The 20,833-nt window shown below is 38.3% G+C and carries 22 protein-coding genes; 14 read left to right on the top strand and 8 right to left on the bottom strand.

Annotated features, from left to right (window positions below):
• Window positions 1-34: 34 nt before the first annotated feature.
• Window positions 35-646, top strand: coding sequence for a Crp/Fnr family transcriptional regulator (locus DBX24_RS00465; RefSeq protein ID WP_120488833.1), 612 nt, complete (start codon window positions 35-37; stop codon window positions 644-646).
• Between the two features lie 65 nt (window positions 647-711).
• Entirely contained in the window at window positions 712-1,032 is a 321-nt protein-coding gene (locus DBX24_RS00460; protein WP_120488834.1) for a rhodanese-like domain-containing protein, read from the top strand.
• A 64-nt stretch (window positions 1,033-1,096) separates the two neighbouring features.
• Here the strand turns inward: DBX24_RS00460 and DBX24_RS00455 are convergent, their stop codons facing one another.
• The 4 genes from DBX24_RS00455 to DBX24_RS00440 all read right to left on the bottom strand — a co-directional run bounded on the left by DBX24_RS00455 (window position 1,097) and on the right by DBX24_RS00440 (window position 5,437).
• Window positions 1,097-2,491, bottom strand: coding sequence for a leucine-rich repeat domain-containing protein (locus tag DBX24_RS00455; protein WP_160223623.1), 1,395 nt, complete (start codon window positions 2,489-2,491; stop codon window positions 1,097-1,099).
• A gap of 176 nt (window positions 2,492-2,667) precedes the next feature.
• Complete coding sequence (locus DBX24_RS00450) at window positions 2,668-3,714, bottom strand: cytochrome-c peroxidase (protein ID WP_160223622.1); 1,047 nt, start codon at window positions 3,712-3,714, stop codon at window positions 2,668-2,670.
• 90 nt (window positions 3,715-3,804) lie between these two features.
• Window positions 3,805-4,680: an MbnP family protein gene (locus DBX24_RS00445; RefSeq protein WP_160223621.1), complete on the bottom strand. Its 876-nt coding sequence runs from the start codon at window positions 4,678-4,680 to the stop codon at window positions 3,805-3,807.
• Window positions 4,681-5,065: 385 nt separating this feature from the next.
• The gene (locus tag DBX24_RS00440) at window positions 5,066-5,437 is read right to left on the bottom strand and encodes a hypothetical protein (protein ID WP_160223620.1); all 372 of its coding nucleotides are present in this window, start codon (window positions 5,435-5,437) and stop codon (window positions 5,066-5,068) included.
• Between the two features lie 247 nt (window positions 5,438-5,684).
• Here DBX24_RS00440 and DBX24_RS00435 point away from each other — a divergent pair, with 247 nt between their 5' ends.
• The 9 genes from DBX24_RS00435 (at window position 5,685) to DBX24_RS00395 (ending at window position 13,785) form a co-directional block, all read left to right on the top strand.
• On the top strand, window positions 5,685-6,581 hold the full coding sequence (locus DBX24_RS00435) for a bestrophin family protein (protein ID WP_221411195.1): 897 nt from the start codon (window positions 5,685-5,687) through the stop codon (window positions 6,579-6,581).
• Between the two features lie 79 nt (window positions 6,582-6,660).
• Entirely contained in the window at window positions 6,661-7,578 is a 918-nt protein-coding gene (locus tag DBX24_RS00430; protein WP_120488839.1) for a ribonuclease Z, read from the top strand.
• A gap of 49 nt (window positions 7,579-7,627) precedes the next feature.
• Entirely contained in the window at window positions 7,628-8,947 is a 1,320-nt protein-coding gene (locus DBX24_RS00425) for an FAD-dependent oxidoreductase (RefSeq protein WP_160223618.1), read from the top strand.
• A gap of 7 nt (window positions 8,948-8,954) precedes the next feature.
• Window positions 8,955-9,737: a TIGR02757 family protein gene (locus DBX24_RS00420; protein WP_160223617.1), complete on the top strand. Its 783-nt coding sequence runs from the start codon at window positions 8,955-8,957 to the stop codon at window positions 9,735-9,737.
• A gap of 13 nt (window positions 9,738-9,750) precedes the next feature.
• Window positions 9,751-10,176, top strand: a complete 426-nt coding sequence (locus DBX24_RS00415) for a DUF4268 domain-containing protein (protein WP_120489686.1) — start codon at window positions 9,751-9,753, stop codon at window positions 10,174-10,176.
• An 86-nt stretch (window positions 10,177-10,262) separates the two neighbouring features.
• A complete protein-coding gene (fsa, locus tag DBX24_RS00410) occupies window positions 10,263-10,916 on the top strand; it encodes a fructose-6-phosphate aldolase (protein WP_120488842.1) in 654 nt (217 codons plus the stop codon).
• 94 nt (window positions 10,917-11,010) lie between these two features.
• Window positions 11,011-12,471 (top strand): lipopolysaccharide biosynthesis protein, encoded by a 1,461-nt coding sequence (locus tag DBX24_RS00405; protein ID WP_160223616.1) that lies wholly within the window; start codon window positions 11,011-11,013, stop codon window positions 12,469-12,471.
• A gap of 361 nt (window positions 12,472-12,832) precedes the next feature.
• Complete coding sequence (locus tag DBX24_RS00400; RefSeq protein WP_245957173.1) at window positions 12,833-13,093, top strand: isoprenylcysteine carboxylmethyltransferase family protein; 261 nt, start codon at window positions 12,833-12,835, stop codon at window positions 13,091-13,093.
• Window positions 13,094-13,110: 17 nt separating this feature from the next.
• Entirely contained in the window at window positions 13,111-13,785 is a 675-nt protein-coding gene (locus DBX24_RS00395; RefSeq protein WP_160223615.1) for a DUF4377 domain-containing protein, read from the top strand.
• Window positions 13,786-13,847: 62 nt separating this feature from the next.
• Here the strand turns inward: DBX24_RS00395 and DBX24_RS00390 are convergent, their stop codons facing one another.
• Window positions 13,848-14,585 (bottom strand): YggS family pyridoxal phosphate-dependent enzyme, encoded by a 738-nt coding sequence (locus DBX24_RS00390; protein ID WP_160223614.1) that lies wholly within the window; start codon window positions 14,583-14,585, stop codon window positions 13,848-13,850.
• A 7-nt stretch (window positions 14,586-14,592) separates the two neighbouring features.
• Window positions 14,593-15,303 carry an AAA family ATPase gene (locus DBX24_RS00385; protein WP_120488847.1) on the bottom strand — a complete coding sequence of 237 codons (711 nt, stop codon included), beginning with the start codon at window positions 15,301-15,303 and terminating at the stop codon, window positions 14,593-14,595.
• Between the two features lie 371 nt (window positions 15,304-15,674).
• On the opposite strand from DBX24_RS00385, the gene DBX24_RS00380 reads away from it, so the two are divergent.
• Window positions 15,675-16,277: a DUF2911 domain-containing protein gene (locus DBX24_RS00380; RefSeq protein ID WP_160223613.1), complete on the top strand. Its 603-nt coding sequence runs from the start codon at window positions 15,675-15,677 to the stop codon at window positions 16,275-16,277.
• A 46-nt stretch (window positions 16,278-16,323) separates the two neighbouring features.
• Here the strand turns inward: DBX24_RS00380 and DBX24_RS00375 are convergent, their stop codons facing one another.
• Both DBX24_RS00375 and DBX24_RS00370 read right to left on the bottom strand, forming a co-directional pair.
• On the bottom strand, window positions 16,324-16,962 hold the full coding sequence (locus DBX24_RS00375; protein WP_160223612.1) for an alpha/beta hydrolase: 639 nt from the start codon (window positions 16,960-16,962) through the stop codon (window positions 16,324-16,326).
• A 36-nt stretch (window positions 16,963-16,998) separates the two neighbouring features.
• Window positions 16,999-17,388, bottom strand: coding sequence for a group III truncated hemoglobin (locus tag DBX24_RS00370; protein ID WP_120488850.1), 390 nt, complete (start codon window positions 17,386-17,388; stop codon window positions 16,999-17,001).
• A 121-nt stretch (window positions 17,389-17,509) separates the two neighbouring features.
• Here DBX24_RS00370 and DBX24_RS00365 point away from each other — a divergent pair, with 121 nt between their 5' ends.
• Together DBX24_RS00365 and priA are read left to right on the top strand one after the other, a co-directional pair.
• Window positions 17,510-18,304: a thymidylate synthase gene (locus DBX24_RS00365; RefSeq protein WP_160223611.1), complete on the top strand. Its 795-nt coding sequence runs from the start codon at window positions 17,510-17,512 to the stop codon at window positions 18,302-18,304.
• 48 nt (window positions 18,305-18,352) lie between these two features.
• Window positions 18,353-20,797, top strand: coding sequence for a replication restart helicase PriA (gene priA / locus DBX24_RS00360; protein ID WP_160223610.1), 2,445 nt, complete (start codon window positions 18,353-18,355; stop codon window positions 20,795-20,797).
• Window positions 20,798-20,833 lie beyond the last annotated feature (36 nt).

Raw genomic sequence — 20,833 nt, 5'->3', positions numbered from 1 at the left:
TTTATTTTAGAATACGAATCCTTTATTATACTTGATGATGAATATTGATGAAATAATAAATTCAGAGTTCAGGAGAGAAATGGAACAAAATGGCGAGATAAAATCATTCCCAGCAGGTTCTGTTATTCTCAATGTAGATTCGTATGCTCATTATATCCCATTGGTGCTTTCAGGAAGCATAAAGGTAATCCGAACCGAAGAAGATGGTAGAGAAATTTTACTCTATTATATTACACCTGGCGAGAGCTGTATCGTTTCTATCCTTGCGGGGATGAGGCGGGACAAGTCCAAAGTAAAGGCAGTAATAGAAGAAGATGCGGAGATTTTAATGCTTTCTCAACAAAAGGCAAAAGAATGGATTAAAAAATATCCAGAATGGACGGATTTCGTTTTTAATTTATATCACAAACGCTTTGAGGAGCTTTTAGAAGTGGTAAATTCCGTTGCTTTCCAAAAAGCAGATGCCAGGATACTGAGCCTGCTATATCAAAAATCACAACTTTATAAATCAAAAGAACTCTCCGTAACGCATCAGCAGCTTGCAGATGAGCTGGGAATCACCCGTGAAGCCGTTAGCCGCGTATTAAAGCAAATGGAAAACGAGAATCAAATCAGTCTCTCCCGAAATAAAATCACATTATTGTAACATTCATCACTTATCCACTTTTTAAGACACAGTAAATTTGCATTATAATTTTTAATTCAGCAATTATGATAAATGCAATAAAAGGTCTTTTCAATTGGGAAAAAACAGATTTTTCAGAACTTGTGAAAAACGGCGCTATCATCCTTGATGTGAGGAGTGAGGGGGAGTTTAAATCTGGACATATCAAGGGAGCGATGAATATCCCTGTTACTTCACTTGCAAATAATCTTAAAAAATTGAAAGATAAATCTAAACCCGTTATTACCTGCTGTGCTTCTGGCATACGAAGTGCCTCTGCGAAAATGATTCTCAAAAATAATGGCTTTACACAAGTTTATAACGGCGGTAGCTGGATAAGTCTTAATAATAAAATTTTACTTAAATAGGCACAAAGCAAAAGGGGAGCTTATAAAACTCCCCTATAAAATGTATAATAAATAAAACTTTTTATTAATTTTTCTTTTCTACCAGTTTGTTTGCATATTCTTTCCAGCCATCAACATTTTTATATCTTCCCAAACTTCCTGCAGGTATATAGATATTTTCGAGTGCAGTTCCGTCAAAGCTATGGTTTTTCTGTGTTGCAGATTTTGTAACCATTATTGGTGGATATGCTCTCTCACAGTGTACTGTTTTTAGCTGGGTACAGTTCATAAATGTCTCAAAGAAGATTTCTTCCACACTTGCAGGTATTGTTATTGTTGTTAGATTGCTACAGCCTTTGAATGCTTTTGCACTGATTCTCTTTAAATTTTTTGGGAGTACTACACTGTTCAAGCTTGAGCAGTCTTCGAAAGTAGAAGAATCTACATCATTTAAATTATCAGGTAATACGATATTTTCCAATGAGGTATTACCATAAAAAGCCATCAATCCAATATGTGTTATATTATTTCCGAGGCTTATATTTTTCAGATTATTACACTGGAAGAAAGCGGAATCTCCTATAGAGGTTACTCCAGCGGGTATAGTTATGCTGTTGAGCCCATAGCACCTTCTGAAAGCTCTGTTTCCAATTGTTTGTAAGCTATTCGGAAGAGTTACTGTGTTTAATTTTGTACAGCCGTTAAATGCTGAATTTCCAATTTTTGTTAGATTTTCGGAGAATACAATTTTTGTTAGGTTTTCGTGTAAGTTAAATGCGTCCTCCCCAATTTCTGTAACGAATTTTAAGGCATCTACAGCATTGAAATCTATTTCTGTGGTCTGGCTGTTGGTCCATTGTAGTAGCACCCGTCCGTCATCACTCAGCTTATAGTCTGGAGAAGAGGAGGGTACATTTACTTTTATATTGAGGTTAAGAGATTGATTTCCTCTTTTATCTAAAATTGTAATATTTTCCAAACCTTGAGTATGTCCAGTAATCTTTAGAGTTTGTTTATCCTCCGAAAGCTCCAGTGTCGCTATATTGCTCGTCCCAATTTCATATATACCGTTTCCGCTAATTTTTACAGTAGCAGATTTATTTATATTAATCGTTACTTCGTTGGGGGTTATACTGAATTCTTTTCCAGTTACTTCTACTTTTATACTTATTGTAGTATTTGCTTTTTTATCTGTGATTTTTATGCTTGTACTTCCTACACTTATTCCCTTTAAGTGAAGCTCATCCTTTATCAGTTTTGTTTCTACAATGTTCATACTTTCATCACTTTGATTAATTTTGTAGTCCCCATTTCCTGATATCTTTATTATTTGTGTCTCATCTAAGTTTAGATTTACCGTAGATGTATCTACATTAAAATCTTTTATAACTTCTTGTGTGTTATTATCTTCTCTTGAGCAACTTACTATTGCAGATGAGCTAATCAATAATCCAAGTACTAAATAAAATAACTTTTTCATTGGTTCTTTACTTTAAATATTAATTAAATTTTTTTTCATTTAAATACTAATAATATCTTTTTTATAGAAAGAGAGTCTTGTTCTTAAAAAGAAAACTGTGTTTCTTGTATTCAAAACATTTGAAATAATAATGTCTTTATAAAATGAAACACAGTCTCTGTAAAAAAGGATAGTTCTTATTCTCTTAGTGTAAATTTTGTATCGCTCAGCGTTTTCATAAAGGCGATAAGGTTGGTTTTCTCTTCCTCGGAGAGGGGGATTCCTACTTTTCCTGTGGTGGTAGTGTATTTCCTCATCTCTGGGTCAAGGTTTTTTTCATTAAGAACACCATTGTCAAAGTAATCGAGTACCTCTCTAAGGGTTTTAAACTGACCAAAACTTCCGTAAGGAGCGGTATATTCTATATTCCGAAGGGTAGGCACCCGAAAAGCCATAAAGTCTTCGTCTTTTCCGGTTACCCTAGCTCTTCCTGCCTCTTCTACTGTATCTGGATGCAGTGGGAATCCGATATTTCGGAAGGTTTCATCTGTTTGCAGGGCTCCAGAGTGGCAAGATGCACATTTGTTTTGGAATGTCTCATATCCTTTCTTTTCAGTCTCGGTAAATGTTACTCCTTCATTTCTCATCACTTTATCATACTTCGAGTCCGAAGAAATCAGGGTATACATAAATTGCGCTAAGCTGTTGAGGATTCTCTCGCGATCTATGGTTTCATCGCCAAATGCTTTTTTGAAGGCTGTTTTGTAATCTTTATCGTCTTTAATTTTATCTATTACCTCGAATATTGTGGAGCTCATCTCTTCGTGAGTGATAATCGGAGTAATGGGTTGCTCTTTAAGGTTATTTACCGCACCGTCCCACATATATTTGTAGATAAAAGCCATATTTTGGATAGGAGGAGTATTTCTGAGACCTATTCTTCCCTCTACACCTACTGCTCTAGGCTTATTATCTGCGTAAGCAAAACTTGGGATGTGGCAAGTGGCGCAGGAAATCTCATTGCCTTGGCTGAGTCGTGGGTCATTAAATAATTTTTTTCCCAGTTCTACCCCGTATTTTGTAGGATAGGCTTGGTTGATAAAGCTGTTTAGCTCGGGGAAGTTACTTGGGATTTTAATCTCCAGTTTGGGATTCGTATCGTTAATCGGCTTTTCTGAATTATCGCTACAGCACGAGCTTGCGAATAAGCAGAATGTACTCAGTACTAAAAAAGTATTTTTCATTGTTAAGAGCGTTTTAATCGTTTCGTTTCAAAAAAAGCCCAACCTGAGAAAGCTGGGCTTTATATAAAATTTTAGTTAATAATGAATATATTAATGTTCTACCTTGGAAACAGAGAACATACCCATATAGTTGGCGTCTACATAGCTGCCATCTAGGTTTCTTCCTTCACCAGCCAAGTTATTTACCACAGGAATCATACTCTGCGTATGGTGGATAGTTGGGATCTTACCAGATAGCGTAATCTTAGTTTTACCATTTAATAATTTGTCCCAGTCTGCATTAATAGTAATAGTAGGAGAAGATTTAGGTGTTACATTCATTTTAGATGGTAATTCTAATGTAACATCTCTAAATGCATCTACACCAGGTACATAAGTTCTTGGATCATCTCTTGTTCCTTTTACAGTACTTCCTGTGTGTATGGATAGTGGTTTATTTTCATCTCCATAAGTTCCTTCTAATTTAGTAAATCTATAACCATTACCCCATTCCCAGTGCATTTTTGTATCGTTAGCACCAGCAGCTGCATAGAAGTTAGGGAATTTCTGTTGATCCAATGTATTGAGTGAGCTTTTTACACCAAAACCTAAGATAATTTTGTTGTACTCTCCTAATTCAATACCTTCTAATACATAGCTAAGGGTCTCAGATTTAGCTAAATTTACTACCGTAGCACCTTTATCAAGGTTATCTACATTATAAGGAACCTTTGTACCATCAGATTTTACTAAATAGATATCACTGATGACATACTTAACCTCAGTAAATTTAATTTTCTGATTGTTGGAAGTATATTCTGTTCCTAATGCAAGAGGAGTACTTCCCATTACATTATTAAATTTCAGAGTAACATTATTTGATGATTGCTGAGGAGGTGCTGGAGAATCATCATTGTTACTACCACCACAAGCAACTAATGTCGTTGCTACAAAAGCACCCAGAAGGATTTTCTTAAAATCTGTCATTTTACTTAAAAATTTAATGTTATATATAATTTTCTATTTACTTACTCAAGGATATTGAATATTTATTTTTTCTTTTTTTGATATTAAAATATAAATTGTGATTTTGAGTGATTATTGATTTTGGTTTTTAAAAAGAAAAGAGTATGAATATCCAAACCGATACTTGGTTAGTTCTTATTTGTTCATCTATGAATGTCGCTTTATAAGGATATTCATACTCCAATCTCTTACTTTTAGATAGATACCTAAAAGAAAATTGAATAAAATTTATACTTGTTTCTATGAAATTTTTGGATATATTATTTGATATAAACCTCCAGAATAGAGCTATTTGGCTAGAATAAATCTATTGGGCATACAAATAATACACTTAGGAAAAAATGAATTAAATAGAAGTAGGTGGGCGTAGATCCCTTTTAATGAATAATTTTGAGATAAGTCTTTCTTTATAGAAAGGAATATTTTTTTGTTCAGAAAATTTAGGATTTAGGATTTTAAAATCATCATCAGTAGAAGGGATGATAAGTTCAATCGTTTTATAGATACTGATTTTTTCAAGATTGTCATCAGCAGTATTGCTAAGCTCTTTTTTTAGATGGCACTGCCCGTGGCAATTGAGACTTGGCTTGGATTTATTAACGCAATACTCCTTTTCTATATAGTCTTGGTTTAGCTTAAAGTGTATAACAACTAAACCTCGCTGGAAGGTTACCAGCAAGATTAGTGCAATCATCAGTATGCTAAACAGTTTTTTCACGCCCCAAATATATAGAGTTTTATTTTATCTGAAAAATGATAATAATCATATATATCTTTTGAAGATGTTATTAGAGAGTTAAATATGAATAAACCAATATAGCTTTTTCTTTTGTTAAAAAGACTTCTTAAAATTCTATTATTTTTAAAAAGCTAGCCAAAGATAGGGTTTTAGCCCTAATAAAATGTATATTTGTTGGTATTTTTTTAGAGAGATGATTATAAAGAAACCTAATAGTTGGATTAGTTTGCTGTTTATCTGGAGGGGATCTATCCTTAGGAAAGTATGGAAGAGATTGTTCGTTATTACACTGTTTGCGGTGATTGTCCTTTATTTTCGAGGGCATATTTATGATTATAAAGTACATCTTAACCCTACAATATTCACGCTTATAGGTCTGGCATTAGCAATATTTATGGGCTTTTGTAACAGTGCAAGCTATGATAGATTCTGGGAAGGGAGAAAGCTATGGGGAGCATTGTTAAATGATACCCGCTCCCTTACCCGACAGGTTTTAGGCTATATAAAAGAGGAAAATGAGGTAGATAGAGAAGAGAAAAAAGCATTTATAAAAATGATTTCTGCCCTTTGTTGGGCATTAAACTATCAGTTACGGAAAAAGGAGGCTAGTCATACGCAGGAGCTTCAAAGGTTGCTGAGTAAAGAGGTATATAATGAGATACAAGAGAAGAGATTTAAACCCATTGCCATAATGGATATAATGGCGAGATGGTTATATAAAAAATATGAGGAGGGGAGAATAGACAGTATTGTTTTGGCTCAGATGGACAGGCAAATGAATGAGTTTTCTACTATTATAGGAGGTTGCGAGAGAATCTCAAATACGCCCTTGCCTTTCCCTTATCGATTGCTCCTGCACCGTACGGTTTATCTTTATGCTTTTTGGCTACCGTTTGGGCTTGTAGATGTTGTAGGACTAATGATGCCTGTCATTGTATTGCTTATCTGCTATACTTTTGTAAGCCTTGATGCACTGATACAGGAGATTTCAGAACCCTTTGGAGAAGAGGAAAATGACCTTGCATTGGACAGCATCTGCCAGACTATTGAGTTTTCTATAAATGAACAGATCGGAATAGACCAAACTCATCAGCCAGAGAATAATGACTATTTTGTGAAGTAGAGAGAAGGCAAAAGCATTTTAATTAAATTTGTGAGAAAAAATTTATAAACCTTAGAAAAAAGTTTTTTACTGAAACATAATGACAGCTTTTTTAACGATATTAGGATTTAATTCGGCTATACCTACCGCAAATTCATTTCCCACAGCCCAGCTTCTGGAGATGGCAGATCGCAGCTTTCTCATCGATTGTGGGGAAGGAACCCAAGTACAGCTCCGAAGGGCAAAGGCTAAATTCTCAAAGATTAATCATATTTTCATCTCTCATTTGCACGGTGATCATTGTTTTGGGTTGCCGGGGCTCATCGCCTCGCTTCGCCTGCTCGGTAGGGAAACTCCCCTCTATGTCTATGGGCCCAAAGGCATCAAAAAGATGCTCGAAACCATCTTCAGTATTACCGAAACTCATCGCGATTTTGAGGTCATCTATACCGAATTAGAAGCTCATCATTCACAAAAAATCTACGAAGATAGCAGGGTAGAAGTTTATACTATTCCGCTAGACCACAGGATTTATTGTAATGGATACCTCTTCCGAGAGAAACCAAAACCCCGCAACCTGAATATGGACGAGATAAGGAAGTATGATGAAATAGAAGTCTGCGATTATCAAAACTTAAAAAACGGGAAAGATTTCCAGCTAAAAGATGGATATATCCTGAAAAATGAAGTCCTCACCCTGCCGCCGAAACCGCCCCTCTCTTATGCTTTTTGCAGCGATACCCGATTTAAGGAAGATATTATCCCCATCATCAAAGGCGTAGATTTACTTTACCACGAAGCTACATTCCTCAAAGACCTGAAAGAAATGGCGGACTACACCGGGCACTCCACCGCCGAAGAAGCCGCAACCATCGCACAAAAAGCAGGGGTAAAGAAGCTCCTGCTTGGGCATTTCTCCAACAGATACTCCGATTACTCCGTATTTACAGACGAGGCGAGGGGCATTTTCCCAGAAACCTACCTCCCAAAAATGCTCGAAAGAATAGAAATTGGATAACTTGTTTATAATAAGGAAAATATAATTAAATTATATAAAATCAAGAATAATGAATATTAAAAACTTAATTATAGGATTTGGTAAGGCAGGAAAAACCCTTGCTTCATACTTAGCAGATAAAGGTGAGGAGGTAGTACTCATAGAAAAATCAGAAAAAATGTATGGGGGGACTTGTATCAATGTAGGTTGCATTCCGACAAAGACTTTGATTAGTCAGGCAGAGAAAAATATCCCTCTTTCAGAAGCTATTGCCCGTAAAAATGAACTCATTACTTTCTTGAGGGCTAAGAATTTTGAGAAATTAGATAATCACAATAAGGTAGAGGTAATTACGGGCGAAGCTCGTTTTGTTGGGGCAAAAACAGTGGAAATCATTAGCCCCGAAGGGAAGTCTATTGCAGAATATACAGCAGAAAGGATTTTTATTAATACAGGTACGAAGTCCTTTATTCCTCTTATTGATGGGGTAAATGTTTCAGGAATATATGATAGTACTTCGATAATGGAGCTGGAAAATCTCCCTAAAAAATTGTGTATAGTGGGAGGAGGTTTTATAGGATTGGAGTTTGCCTCTATGTTTGCAGATTTTGGTAGTGAAGTGGTTATCCTTGATAATGGAGAAATATCCCTCCCAAGAGAGGATAGAGATATGGCAGAAGCTATTGTGCAGAGTCTTTCAAAGAAGGGTATTGATATTATTAATAAAGTTGCAGTACAGAAATTTGAAGAAAAAGAAAATGGCGTATTGGTAAAGTATAATGATACTGAGCTCTATGCAGATGCGGTTTTAGTAGCCACTGGTCGTATTGCCAATACTGAGAATCTGAACCTTGATAAAGCAGGTATAGAAACCGATACAAGAGGTTTTATAAAAGTAAATGACCAGCTTCAAACGAATATAGAAGGAGTATGGGCGTTAGGAGATGTAAATGGAGGCCCTCAGTTTACTTATATCTCTCTCGATGATTTTCGTATTATTAAAAATCAGTTGTCTGGAGGTAAGTACAATTCCAGACAGGAGCGTAAAGACTTTGCATTTTCCGTATTTATAGACCCTCCTTATGCTCATATAGGGCTTAAAGAGAAAGATATAGATTTGACCAATCCTTATATTAAAGTACAGAAACTTCCTGCAGGGGCTATTCCAAAAGCAAGGGTACTCAGCAAGACCGATGGACTATTAAAAGCAATCGTAGATACTCAAACTGAAAAGATCTTGGGTTGTACGCTTTTCTGTGCTGAGGCTCACGAACTTATTAATACAGTAAAATTGGCTATGGATAATGAGTTGAGCTATAAAGTGCTTAGAGACCAAGTGTTTACTCACCCCACAATGTCTGAGGCTCTTAATGATTTATTTAATATATAAAGTATAAATGAACGAAAATTTAAGTCTTGAAGAGCTAAGGGATTTTTTAAACGAAAAAGTCGAAAAATATAACTGCCCTAAGTTTGTAGAGACCGATCCAATACAAATACCTCACCGCTTTGAGCTGAAACAAGATATAGAGATTTCAGCTTTTTTGACGGCGATAATTACCTTTGGGAAACGGAGCTCCATTATAAAATCTGCTGATAAAATGCTCGATTTTATGGGGAATTCTCCTTATGATTTTGTGATGGATTTTACGGAAGAGAATTTAGAGAGAATAGGGAATAGAGCTATTCACAGGACTTTTTCAATGGAGGATTTTCGGTTTTTCTTGACTTCTCTTCGGAGGATTTATTCTGAGAATGAGAGCATGGAAAATTTATTTTTGCTAAAAGAGGGCGAGACGAATTTCTATCACGCTTTGGAGAGATTTAGATCTAATTTTTTTGGTGGAGATTATTCGCATAGAAGTACGAAACACATTGGCTCCACTTATAAAAATTCAGCAGCAAAGCGACTGATGATGTTTCTGCGCTGGCTCGTACGAAAGGATAATAAAGGTGTGGATTTAGGGATTTGGAGTGCACTTCCTCAGCGGTATTTATCACTTCCGTTTGATGTGCATGTGGGGAATATTTCCCGACAACTCAGAATTTTAGAACGAAAACAAAACGATTGGAAAGCGGTGGAAGAGCTCGATAAAATCATTAGAACCTTTGATGCTAAAGACCCCGCGAAGTACGATTTTGCGCTGTTTGGATTGGGAGCAATGGAGGATTTTAATTAAAAAAGAAAAAACAATGTTTAGCAAGGAAGAATCGGCAAGGATGAGGCAGGAGTTTTGGACTTCTTTTGGGAAATCTTTTCCTCGAAAATGGATTTTATATAATACTAAAATCAAGGGTTTTAGTTTTAAATTTCATTTTGACACCAAAAAAGCGATGGTTTTAGTTGTGATAGAGGGGAATTTGGAGCATCGGATTCGATATTTCGAGAAAATGCAGTCTTTGGAAAATCTTCTAATGGATTACTGGGAGGATGCGGTTTTTTCGGATAGTTTTGAGCTGGAAAACGGAAAGGAAATCTCCTGCGTATTTGTAGAAAAATATGGTGTATCCATCCATAATAAGTCAACTTGGCAAGAGACGATGAATTTCCTTCACGAAAAAATGCTGAAATTGGAAGAATTTTGGCTGGAATATGAGGATTTTTTCAGAGATGAATAATCCTTATCAAAAACAAAATATTTTGTTTGGCGTGTTTATATTTTCTATCTTCGTCCCTTAGATTAAAAAAAGTAAATTATCATACAATGAAATTCTTTATTGATACTGCAAATTTAGAGCAGATTAAAGAGGCAAGAGACCTCGGTATTTTAGATGGCGTTACGACTAATCCGTCCCTTATGGCAAAGGAGGGTATCAGCGGGAAAGATGCTGTAAAAGCCCACTATAAAGCGATTTGTGAGCTTGTAGATGGAGATATCTCCGCAGAGGTTCTTTCCACTACTTACGATGAAATGATTGCAGAAGGGCAGGAGCTTGCAGCAATACACCCGAATATTGTAGTAAAAATCCCAATGACCAAAGACGGAGTAAAGGCTCTGAAATATTTCAGCGAGAAGGGGATTAAGACCAATTGCACACTTATTTTCTCCCCTGGTCAGGCTCTTTTAGCGGCGAAGGCGGGGGCTACTTATGTCTCTCCATTCCTCGGCAGGTTAGATGATATCTCTACCGACGGGCTTGCATTGATTGAAGACATCAGGATTATTTTTGATAACTACGGATACAATACTGAGATCCTAGCGGCATCTATCCGCCATTCTATGCATATTATCAACTGCGCGAAGATAGGTGCAGATGTAATCACTTCGCCTCTTGCACCGATACTCTCGCTCCTTAAACATCCCCTTACGGATAATGGACTGGCACAGTTCATCGCAGATTCTAAGAAATTAGGGTAGCCTATAGCGATTGGCTTCTGGCTTTTAGCTATTAGCCAGAAGCTACTTATTGCCTAAAGCTAAAAACTTTATCTTTGCCCAATAGTTTTCAGGTATGAGTGTAGTTGCGAGGCAGAGTTTTAAATATACTTTAATTGGTTATTTTGGATTTTTGTTGGGGACTTTTTCAGCAGTTTTTGTCTTCAATAGAGATTTTGAGTTCTATGGCAAGCTACGCTTTATAATGAATTCTGCGGAGTTTATCGCACCATTTATCATATTAGGTGTGTCTTATTCTAATGTAAAATTCTTCTACCACGCCCATAAAGACGGCAGGCACCATAATATGCTTTCGCTTTCTTTGGTAGTTGTCTTCATCAATTTTTTTATTTTCCTGCTGGGGGTAGGCTTAGCGCCGATTGCATTTCCAAAAATAAAGCAGCTTGAGTTCTGGAATTACAAATTCTACATTCTCCCCCTCGTGCTGATGCTCTCAATCAGCCCCGTTTTCAATAAGTTTATCTCCAATTACAAAAGAGTCGCCATCAGCAATGTTTTTGATAACCTGTTCCCAAAAATCGCTAATCTTCTGGCGTTTTCACTCTTCTTTTTTTGTGGTTTTTCGCAGGTTATTTCATTTACAACCTTCCTTGCGGTTTTCTTTTTTTCTATGATGGGCTATGCACTCTATGCCCAAAGATTAGAACCGATTCGTCTGGATTTTTCAACCGATTATTTTAGAAAAAACCATCTTTGGAAGGACTTTTCAAGCTATAGTTTTTTTGGTTTCTTGGGAACTTTTGGTAATCAGCTCACGATAAACAATCAAATGGTAGGCGAATTTCTCGGTATGGAAGATATGGGCGTTTATTCCATTCTCTATTCGCTAATTTCCCTCGTCTCAATCCCTCAGCTTGGGCTCTTCAATGTATCCGCACCGATGATCAATCAATATCTTAATGAAAAAAAATACAAAGAGCTCGATGCCTTTTATAAAAAATCCTCGTTTTATCTCTTCTTTTCGGGTGCGGTGCTTTTCTCGTGCATCGTTGTGGGGTTTCCCTTCCTCGCTTTGCTGATGAAAAATGGAGCTCTACTGCTTTACTACCAACCGGTGGTTTGGATCTGGGGATTGGCTGTTTTATTTGACCTTGCAACGGGCTTTAATGGCAACATCATCTCCCTCTCTCAATACTACAAGTTTAATATCGTGGTAATGATTCTTCTCTCAGCGCTTACGGTGAGCCTCAATCTCTATTTCATTCATTACACGGAGCTAAGGCTGGTTGGTGTAGCGATCTCCACAGCGATTTCCCTCACAATATATAATGTCATAAAAGTAGCATTTAATTACTGGAAGTTTAAGGTTCAGCCTTTTGGTATAGAGATGATGTATGGTACGATTATTTGTACAATTTCGATGAGTGTGGTAATGATTTTACCTAATGCAACTCACGATTTCATTAATCTCATCTACAAGCCTAGCCTTGTTCTCATCTTTATCTTCATTGGTAATAAGGTACTTAAACTCATCCCGATGGATGAGCTTCTAAAGAAATTTCAGAGGAAGAATTAAACTTTAAGAAAAAAATAACAGTGAGTATTAAGGTGCATACATTATAATGCTTTATTTTAGCGGTTAATAAAACTAATCAACCATAAAACTTAAATACTATGTTTGCAAACATTTATCCAGTAACGATTGTTTTTGTTATTTTTTTTGTTTAAGGCTTGTTTCTCTTTTTATTTCCATACGAAATGAGAAGAGAATAATAAGAGAAGGAGGTGTTCAGTATGGGAAGTTTAATTCTTTATTGCTTACCAGTACTCATATTCTCTTTTATTTTTCGTGTCTTTATGAGGCTTATCAAAAGCAGAATTTACAAATTAATACTACTTCAGAGGTCGGTATTGCTGTTCTTACCTTCGCTTACCTAATGCTTTTTTATGTCATTTATCAGTTGGGCAGTGTATGGACGCTTAAAATCTATATCCTTAAAAATCATAAGATAAAGACTTCCTTTCTTTTTAGGTATGTGAAACATCCTAATTATTACCTTAATATCATTCCAGAATTAATTGGTATTGCTCTTTTGTGTAGAGCTAATATCAGTTTTGGCATACTTTTTCCGATTTATTTAATTATTCTGGGGATAAGAATTTACCAGGAGGAAAGAGCAATGAAAAATTTATACTAACTATAATAACTAAACAAATGAAAAATTTAAAAGTTTTTAGCTTGATTTTAATGGCAGTAATGCTGTTTCAGGCGTGTGGAAGTTCAAAGACAAGTGTATATTGGGTAGATGCTTATAGGGCAGACTGCTCAGGAGTGGGTAAAATGCAGTGCTTGAAAGTCTATAAAGGAAATGATTTAGATAAAGCCCAATGGGAGCTCATCTATTCACCTATTGAGGGCTTTAAGTTTGAGGAAGGTTTCTTTAAAAAGATTGAGGTAAGGGAAGAAAAACTCAATCCTAAGGATGTCCCAGCAGATGCTCCTTCTGTACGATATACTCTGGTGAGAGAATTGGAAAAAGTAAGCGATTTTAAAACTCAGTTGGAGGGTCAATGGCTTTTAGAGGCTGTTAATTCTAAAAAATTAGGAGATGATTCTATGTTCCCGATGAATATAGACCCTTCCCAGAACAAAGTTAATGGCTCCGATGGTTGTAATCATTATATGGGAGGCTTTAGCAAGCTCAATTCCCGAGAAATGGTATTTAGTCCGCTGGCTACTACATTCCGACTTTGTGAAGATATGCAGATTCCAGATGCTTTTTCACAGGCTATTACTCAGGTGGCAACCTATAAAGTAGATGGACTCACCCTCCATATGTATAATAAACAAGGCAAAGAGGTTCTCAGATTCGGAAAGGTAACAAGGTAAGTACTTCAGCGATGAGATGTACAAAAAAGAGGAATAATCGGATTATTCCTCTTTTTAATTTTTCAGGCTTGCTTGCCTTCGTTCCAGTAATAGGAGTCTGGATAAATCCTCTGCCCAAAAATCGCAGTACCCACGCGTACTATCGTTGCACCTTCTTCTATTGCGGTTTCCAGGTCGCCACTCATTCCCATAGACAGCTCATTCATTTCTACATTTGGGAGGTTAAGGGCAATGATGTCTTGCTGTATTTTTCTCAGCAGTTGGAAACATTTTCTCACCTCTTCGGTTTCGGCGCTGAAGAGCCCTATGGTCATTAGCCCCTTTATTTTAAGGCGAGGGAGTGCTGCTACTTTTTTTACGAGTGCTATGGCTTCGCTTGGGTGCACACCGAATTTACTCTCCTCATCAGAGGTATTTACTTGGATAAAAACCTCTATCGTTTTGTCTTCAAACTCTAATCTTTGCTGGAGTTTCTCTGCAAGGTCCAGCCTGTCCACAGATTCTACGCAGGAGATGCCATAGCGAAGGATTTCCTTGATTTTATTCGTTTGCAAATGCCCGATGAAATGGCTGGTGTGGGGGGTATCTTTCAGGGCTTCGTATTTTTCTTTTACTTCTTGCACTTTATTTTCTGCAATGAGGGTTTGCCCAGCTTGTAGAGCGATTTTTATCCTCTCTGGGTCTACTGTTTTTGTAGCGAGGAGGAGTTTTACTTCGCTTGGGTTTCTTCCTGTTTTCTCACAGGCGTTTTTTATTCGGGTAAGGATAGCTTCGAGGTTGTGTAGTAGGTCTTCTTTCATTGTTTATTTAATTTTTTTCGTTTTCCCATTGGTTGATGAGCAGCCCTTTCACTAAGGTCAGGGTATAATCTTTGGCTTCGGCGTAGGAGATTTTGTATTTCCTCTCGATGTTCTGAAAGTCTTTGGGGAAAGGCTCCAGTAGTGTGTCATAGTACCGATTTAATAGCTCATCCGAAGGCATTTCAAACTTGATTTTTAGCTGAAATCTCCTCAGCAGGGCTATGTCTATAATCTCTGGGTGGTTGGTCGCGCAGATGAGCAGAGCCTCTTTCGGGAAGTAGTCTATGAGCTGGATGATGGTATTTACCAATCGCCTCATTTCCCCTACATCTTTATCATCGCTGCCTCTGGCTTTGCCTATTTGGTCAAATTCATCGAGGAAGAGTATTGCTTTTTCCCTTGCCGCTTTGTCAAAAATCTGCTTAATATTCTGCGAAGTCTCCCCAATCCGCGAGCTCACGATATTGCTCAGGTTCAGGATGAGAATCGGTTTATTTGTAGCGGTGGCTATTGCTTTTGCCGTCATCGTTTTTCCGCAGCCTGAGTGCCCAAACAGGAAGATTTTATTATTAATCGGTATGCCGTATTCGCTCAGTTTATCGGCGTATTGGTGCTCCTTAATCAGTTGGTTTATCGTCTCTTTATTTTTATTGCTAAGGAAGACTTCATCGAGGTCAATCTTCTCCTTATCGTCTATCAGCAGGTTAAAAATATTCATTGTTTTGTTTTACTGCGGCAATTTACTAAAAAAAGCCCATTAGCCCAATTGAGCTTGATAGCCATCGCTCAAATTTTGACTCTCATCGCATTAAATCAGTGCGCCATCGCATTAAAATAGACCGTTATCGTATTAAATTAATGCGTCATCGCATTAAAATAGAGGTCTGAGGCATTAAAATAGAGCGTTATCTTATTAATCTTACTAAGAATTGTAGTGATTTTGATGAAAATCGGTATTAAATACGCCTTTTATTTATTAAATTGATAATTTAAGAAGGTGGATTACTCAGCTAAGGCATTAAAGTTTTAATCAGGCCGCCCTTTGGAGGATTTTTGATTATTTAATACCTTTGAGGAAAAATTAGATTAATGAAAAAAGCAGCTTTAATAGTCTTTGTAGGGGCGTTTTTATCCCTCTCAAATGCACAGACTTACTCCATTCCCGCAGCCAGCCCAAGGCAAGTAATAGATCAGCAGTTCTCCATCTCAAAAATAACGGTAGATTACGGTAGACCAGGCGTAAAGGGGAGGAAAATCTTCGGAGATTTAGTGCCTTACGGCAAAGTTTGGAGGGCAGGAGCCAATTCGTGTACAAAAATCAGCTTCGGGCAGAATGTAATTTTCGGCGGTAAGGAGCTCAAAGCGGGTACTTACGGTCTTTACATCATCCCGCAACCCAATCAGTGGCAGGTGGTTCTCAATAAAGATTTCCAAAGCTGGGGTGCTTTCTCCTTTGATGAAAAACTCAATGTACTGGAGACTGTCATCCCCGTAGAAATCACAAAAACACCCACCGAGTGGTTTACGATAGACTTCCTACCCAATGGAAAAGAAGGAATGCTGATGCTGATGGCTTGGGAGAATGCTAAAATTTCTGTCCCGATAAAAGTTTCAAACCCAGAAGTGGTCTCCAAAATAGAGGAGAAGCTCGGTGAAGCCAGAAAAATTGAAAGAGAAGGCAATAAAAATTAATGAATACACAAAAATACCTCTGAAAATCTCAGAGGTATTTTATTTTTTACTTGGCGAAGAACTTCATTAGGTCTATGTAGTTCTTTTGGTTGATTCCGTGCCCGCTGATGTACTCCCTAAATGTGAAATAGCAGCTGAGGTCGTAGAGCAAATCGGCTCCCTTCCTCGCCCATTCTATGGGGATTACCGCGTCTTCCGTACCGTGAGACACAAAAAACGAAAGGTGGGCGAATTTCTTTTTGTCTTCCTCTATATTCTTCAGAATTTTGGTCTCTGGATAAGTGCTCAGGCAGGCGATTTTGGAGAATTTGCTCGGATGTTTCAGGGCAAGGGCATAAGCGAGTACGCCTCCTTGGCTGAATCCACATAAATGGCTCTTCCCTTCGCCAATTCCGTAGGTATTTTTAATGAGCTGTATACTGCTGAGTATCGCTTCTAATGATTCCTCTGCCTGAGGTATATTGATGAACTTCTCTGCATTGATAAAGTCTATATCATACCACGCAAAGCCATCGTATGGAGTGTTTCTTGGTGCTCGGAAGCTCACCACGAGCCAGTTTTCTGGTAAATCGGGTACGAAGGAGAATAAATCCTGTTCATTGCTCCCGTATCCGTGAATGAGAAAGAGCACAGGCGTCTCAGCGTTTATTTTTTCAGGGGCTCTTACGATATAATTCAGTTCCATAATGGTTGGGTTTTATGTGTTTCAGGGGTGTTTTTTTTATACCGAGAAGAGTGAGCGCCTTTCTATGTTAACCAGCATTAGCCTTGCAATATTTGATGCTCTGGCTCTGGCTTCGTCGGCTACTTCACCCTCGAAAAGCTCGTCTATCGTAGAGAAAAATACTTTTATCCACTCGGTAAATTCTACTTCTGTCATTGGGGCAATCTGTGCGAGGTCAATATGCTTTTTCATTGGGTTTCCACTGAAACTCTTCTCGCCAAGAAGTATGCTCGCCCAGAAGGAATACATTACAGGGAGGTGCTTAGACCAATCTATCTTTGCAATATCATCGAAGATATAACCGAGGATTTCGTTTTTCTTCACTTTATCATAGAAAACATCCACTAGCTTGATGATATCCTCCCTTGTTTCAATATCTTTTTTCATAAGTTTCTGAATTAATGGGTAGCAAAGATAAAGATTAATTAATTTATGCTTTAAGCAGCTAATAGCTATTAGCCAATAGCTCATTGCTAATTGCTATATTTGTGCCTTAATCTTTATTATTATGCAAAATTATTTGGCTCTCTTGCAGCATATATTGGATAATGGCTCGGATAAAACTGATCGTACAGGTACAGGCACAAGGAGTATCTTCGGATATCAGCTGAGGTATGATTTGTCCAAAGGATTCCCCCTTGTAACGACGAAAAAAGTACATTTAAAATCCATCATCTACGAGCTGCTTTGGTTTCTAAGAGGTGATACCAATATAAAATACCTAAATGATAACGGCGTAACGATCTGGGACGAGTGGGCAGATGATAATGGTGACCTCGGGCCGGTCTATGGTGCACAGTGGAGAAGCTGGAAAGGCGCCGATGGTAAAATCATTGACCAAATTTCTGAAGTTATTGAGCAGATAAAGACTAATCCTGACAGTAGGAGGCTTATCGTCTCCGCTTGGAATACTGCCGAAATCCCTAATATGGCACTTGCTCCCTGCCATGCGATGTTTCAGTTCTATGTAGCCGATGGAAAACTCTCGCTTCAGCTCTATCAGCGCTCTGCAGATGTATTTCTCGGTGTGCCATTTAATATTGCGAGCTATGCCCTCCTCACAATGATGGTAGCACAGGTCTGTGGCTTGGAGGTGGGGGATTATGTGCATTCCTTCGGAGATGTGCATATCTATAATAACCACTTTAAGCAGGTGAAAAAGCAACTCGCACGAGAGCCAAAAGTGCTCCCAACAATGAAACTAAACCCAGAGATAAAAGATCTATTTGATTTCAAATACGAGGATTTCTCTTTGGAGAATTATGAGCCCCATCCTGGCATCAAAGCCCCAGTGGCAGTTTAGTGATTTTTATTTTTGCAACCGAAAATCCATATCTAAACCCTATTAGCATTGACTTTTGCACAAGTTATTCTTCCATTAAATCTGAAAGGAACTTTTACTTACAAGATTCCCGATGCCCTAGCTGATGAAGTTGAGGAAGGAAAACGCGTCTTAATTCCTTTCGGTGGGAAGAAGATTTATACAGGCATTGTGCAGTCATTACACTCAAATGCTCCTGAGGGTTTTATTCCAAAGGAAATCATCAGTGTGCTGGATGAGGTTTCGTTGCTCCCACAGGAGCAGCTCCGCTTTTGGGAATGGCTTTCGGGCTACTACCTCTGCAATATAGGGGAGGTCTACCGCTTTGCCTTCCCCGCATCTCTTAAATTAGAAAGCGAGACTTATCTAAAACTTCGCCCCAATGCAGAGATAGATTATCAGATTTTAGAGGCTAATGAGATTTTCCTCATTCAGGCTTTGGAAGTGAGGCAAGTCATCAACCTGAAAGAAACAGAAGCATTTATCCCCAAAAAGGAAATTATAAAAACAGTAAAATCCCTCATAGACCTGCAATATATAGAGATAGACGAAAAGGTCTCCGAGAGGTATAGAGCTAAGGAAGTGGCCTATATTAAGATAAAGGAAGGAATTCTAAAAGACGACCTCACACAGATATTCACCAATTTAAAACGCTCAGCAAAGCAGAGAGAGCTACTGATGCACCTCCTCTCGCTTTATTCTGCAGCGCCAGACGCTCCTCTCCGCAAATCTGATGTTTTGGAGAAAGGAACATTTACTCCTACACATCTAAAAGGGCTTATAGAAAAAGGCATCGTAGAAGAGTATTACCTTACCAAAGACAGGCTCACCTTCTACGAAGGGGAAATGGAGAAAGTAGAGCGGCTAAGCCCTACCCAGCAAAGAGCAAAAGATGAAATAGATGATGCCTTTGCAAACCGACAGAATGTACTCTTGCACGGAGTTACTTCCTCTGGGAAGACGCATATTTTCCTCCAAAAGATAGATGAAGTAGTCTCCAAAGGAGGTACAGCGCTCCTCCTCCTCCCCGAAGTCTCCCTTACAAAACAGATGATACTAAGATTAGAAAAGAAATATGGAAAGGCATTGGGGTATTATCACCAAAAACTTACCGACTTTGAGAAAGTAGAGGTCTGGAAAAAGGTAAAGAATAATGAGCTTAGCGTAGTCATTGGAACGCGGGCTGCTCTTTTCCTGCCCTTTCAGAGTTTAGGGCTTATCGTGGTAGATGAGGAGCACGATTCTGCTTTTAAACCGAAAGAAGTCAGCCCCTTTTTTAATGGGAGAGATGCCGCACTTTACCTCTCCTCCCTCTACAATGCTCCAGTTATCCTCAGCTCGGCTACGCCATCGGTAGAGGCGTATTATCTTAGCCAAATCGGTAAGCTCAAATATGTATTCATCGGAGAGCGATATGCAGAAGTGGCACTTCCCAAAATGGAGGTCATTAATTACAAGGAAGCTCAGGATTTGAAAAATGTAAGCGGTAATTTCAGTCATCAGCTTCTCGGTGAGATAAAAAAGGTATTGGATGAAAAGCACCAAGTAATGATACTCCACAACAAGCGAGGCTATTCCAATGTATTGGAATGCGAGGCGTGTGGCTATGTGGCCTACTGCCCAAATTGCGATGTGGTACTCACTTATCACAAGGCATCTCACGAGATGAAGTGCCACTACTGTGGCAACCGAGCAGCTCGCCCTATCGCTTGCCCCAAGTGTAAATCTAAAAACCTTAGCGAGCGTGGCATAGGGGTGGAGAAGATGTATGAAGAAATCCAGAAGCATTTCCCCAATGCGGAAGTAGATAGAATGGATACCGATGCTATGCGGAGGAAATTTGCCTACGAAAAGCTCTACGAAAAGCTCGAGGAAGGCAAGACTGATATTTTAGTCGGTACGCAGATGATTGCTAAGGGGCTGGACTTTGACAATATAGAACTCGTAGCCGTCCCTCGAGCCGACCAGATGCTGCACATACAGGATTTCCGAGCAGAGGAGCGCGCATATCAGCTCATCACCCAAGTATCTGGAAGGGCTGGCAGGAAGTCGGGACAGGGGCGCATCATTCTTCAAACCTTCAATCCTCAGCAGCCTATTTTTAGGTTGATTAATAAATCCCAACCCTCCGAAATCTACCGCTATCTATTGGATGAACGGAAGAAATTCCACTATCCACCTTATACAAAATTGGTTTTAATACAGCTCAAACACCGAAAAGAGGATAAACTCGAGCGAGCAGCAACCTTTATGGGGAATATCCTAAGAAAATACCTCCCTTCAGAATGTGTTTTTGGCCCCGAAAAGCCTCCCATTTCGCGAATTAATACCTATTATCATTACCAAATAATGCTCAAACTTCCTCGTGGCAAAAGCTACAAGCGATATAAACAATTCATAGAGCACAGCCTCCACGAATTCGACCAAGTAAAAGCCTACCACTCCATAAAACAAACCGTCTTTGTAGACCCTTAGTTGGCAGGTAAGTAGGCTTTAAGTATAAATACTTAG

The organism is Bergeyella cardium (genome assembly GCF_009914665.1).
In the GTDB taxonomy this organism is placed as follows: domain Bacteria; phylum Bacteroidota; class Bacteroidia; order Flavobacteriales; family Weeksellaceae; genus Bergeyella_A; species Bergeyella_A cardium.
Note: the sequence above shows the minus strand (reverse complement) of the source record. Positions and strands in the feature narration are given on the sequence as shown.

Excerpts from the sequence above, each read along its gene's own strand:
- DBX24_RS00465 (WP_120488833.1), top strand. The coding sequence starts at position 35 with ATGATGAATATTGATGAAATAATAAATTCAGAGTTCAGGAGAGAAATG.
- DBX24_RS00460 (WP_120488834.1), top strand. The coding sequence starts at position 712 with ATGATAAATGCAATAAAAGGTCTTTTCAATTGGGAAAAAACAGATTTT.
- DBX24_RS00455 (WP_160223623.1), bottom strand. The coding sequence starts at position 2,491 with ATGAAAAAGTTATTTTATTTAGTACTTGGATTATTGATTAGCTCATCT.
- DBX24_RS00450 (WP_160223622.1), bottom strand. The coding sequence starts at position 3,714 with ATGAAAAATACTTTTTTAGTACTGAGTACATTCTGCTTATTCGCAAGC.
- DBX24_RS00445 (WP_160223621.1), bottom strand. The coding sequence starts at position 4,680 with ATGACAGATTTTAAGAAAATCCTTCTGGGTGCTTTTGTAGCAACGACA.
- DBX24_RS00430 (WP_120488839.1), top strand. The coding sequence starts at position 6,661 with ATGACAGCTTTTTTAACGATATTAGGATTTAATTCGGCTATACCTACC.
- DBX24_RS00425 (WP_160223618.1), top strand. The coding sequence starts at position 7,628 with ATGAATATTAAAAACTTAATTATAGGATTTGGTAAGGCAGGAAAAACC.
- DBX24_RS00420 (WP_160223617.1), top strand. The coding sequence starts at position 8,955 with ATGAACGAAAATTTAAGTCTTGAAGAGCTAAGGGATTTTTTAAACGAA.
- DBX24_RS00415 (WP_120489686.1), top strand. The coding sequence starts at position 9,751 with ATGTTTAGCAAGGAAGAATCGGCAAGGATGAGGCAGGAGTTTTGGACT.
- fsa (WP_120488842.1), top strand. The coding sequence starts at position 10,263 with ATGAAATTCTTTATTGATACTGCAAATTTAGAGCAGATTAAAGAGGCA.
- DBX24_RS00405 (WP_160223616.1), top strand. The coding sequence starts at position 11,011 with ATGAGTGTAGTTGCGAGGCAGAGTTTTAAATATACTTTAATTGGTTAT.
- DBX24_RS00400 (WP_245957173.1), top strand. The coding sequence starts at position 12,833 with ATGCTTTTTTATGTCATTTATCAGTTGGGCAGTGTATGGACGCTTAAA.
- DBX24_RS00395 (WP_160223615.1), top strand. The coding sequence starts at position 13,111 with ATGAAAAATTTAAAAGTTTTTAGCTTGATTTTAATGGCAGTAATGCTG.
- DBX24_RS00390 (WP_160223614.1), bottom strand. The coding sequence starts at position 14,585 with ATGAAAGAAGACCTACTACACAACCTCGAAGCTATCCTTACCCGAATA.
- DBX24_RS00385 (WP_120488847.1), bottom strand. The coding sequence starts at position 15,303 with ATGAATATTTTTAACCTGCTGATAGACGATAAGGAGAAGATTGACCTC.
- DBX24_RS00380 (WP_160223613.1), top strand. The coding sequence starts at position 15,675 with ATGAAAAAAGCAGCTTTAATAGTCTTTGTAGGGGCGTTTTTATCCCTC.
- DBX24_RS00375 (WP_160223612.1), bottom strand. The coding sequence starts at position 16,962 with ATGGAACTGAATTATATCGTAAGAGCCCCTGAAAAAATAAACGCTGAG.
- DBX24_RS00370 (WP_120488850.1), bottom strand. The coding sequence starts at position 17,388 with ATGAAAAAAGATATTGAAACAAGGGAGGATATCATCAAGCTAGTGGAT.
- DBX24_RS00365 (WP_160223611.1), top strand. The coding sequence starts at position 17,510 with ATGCAAAATTATTTGGCTCTCTTGCAGCATATATTGGATAATGGCTCG.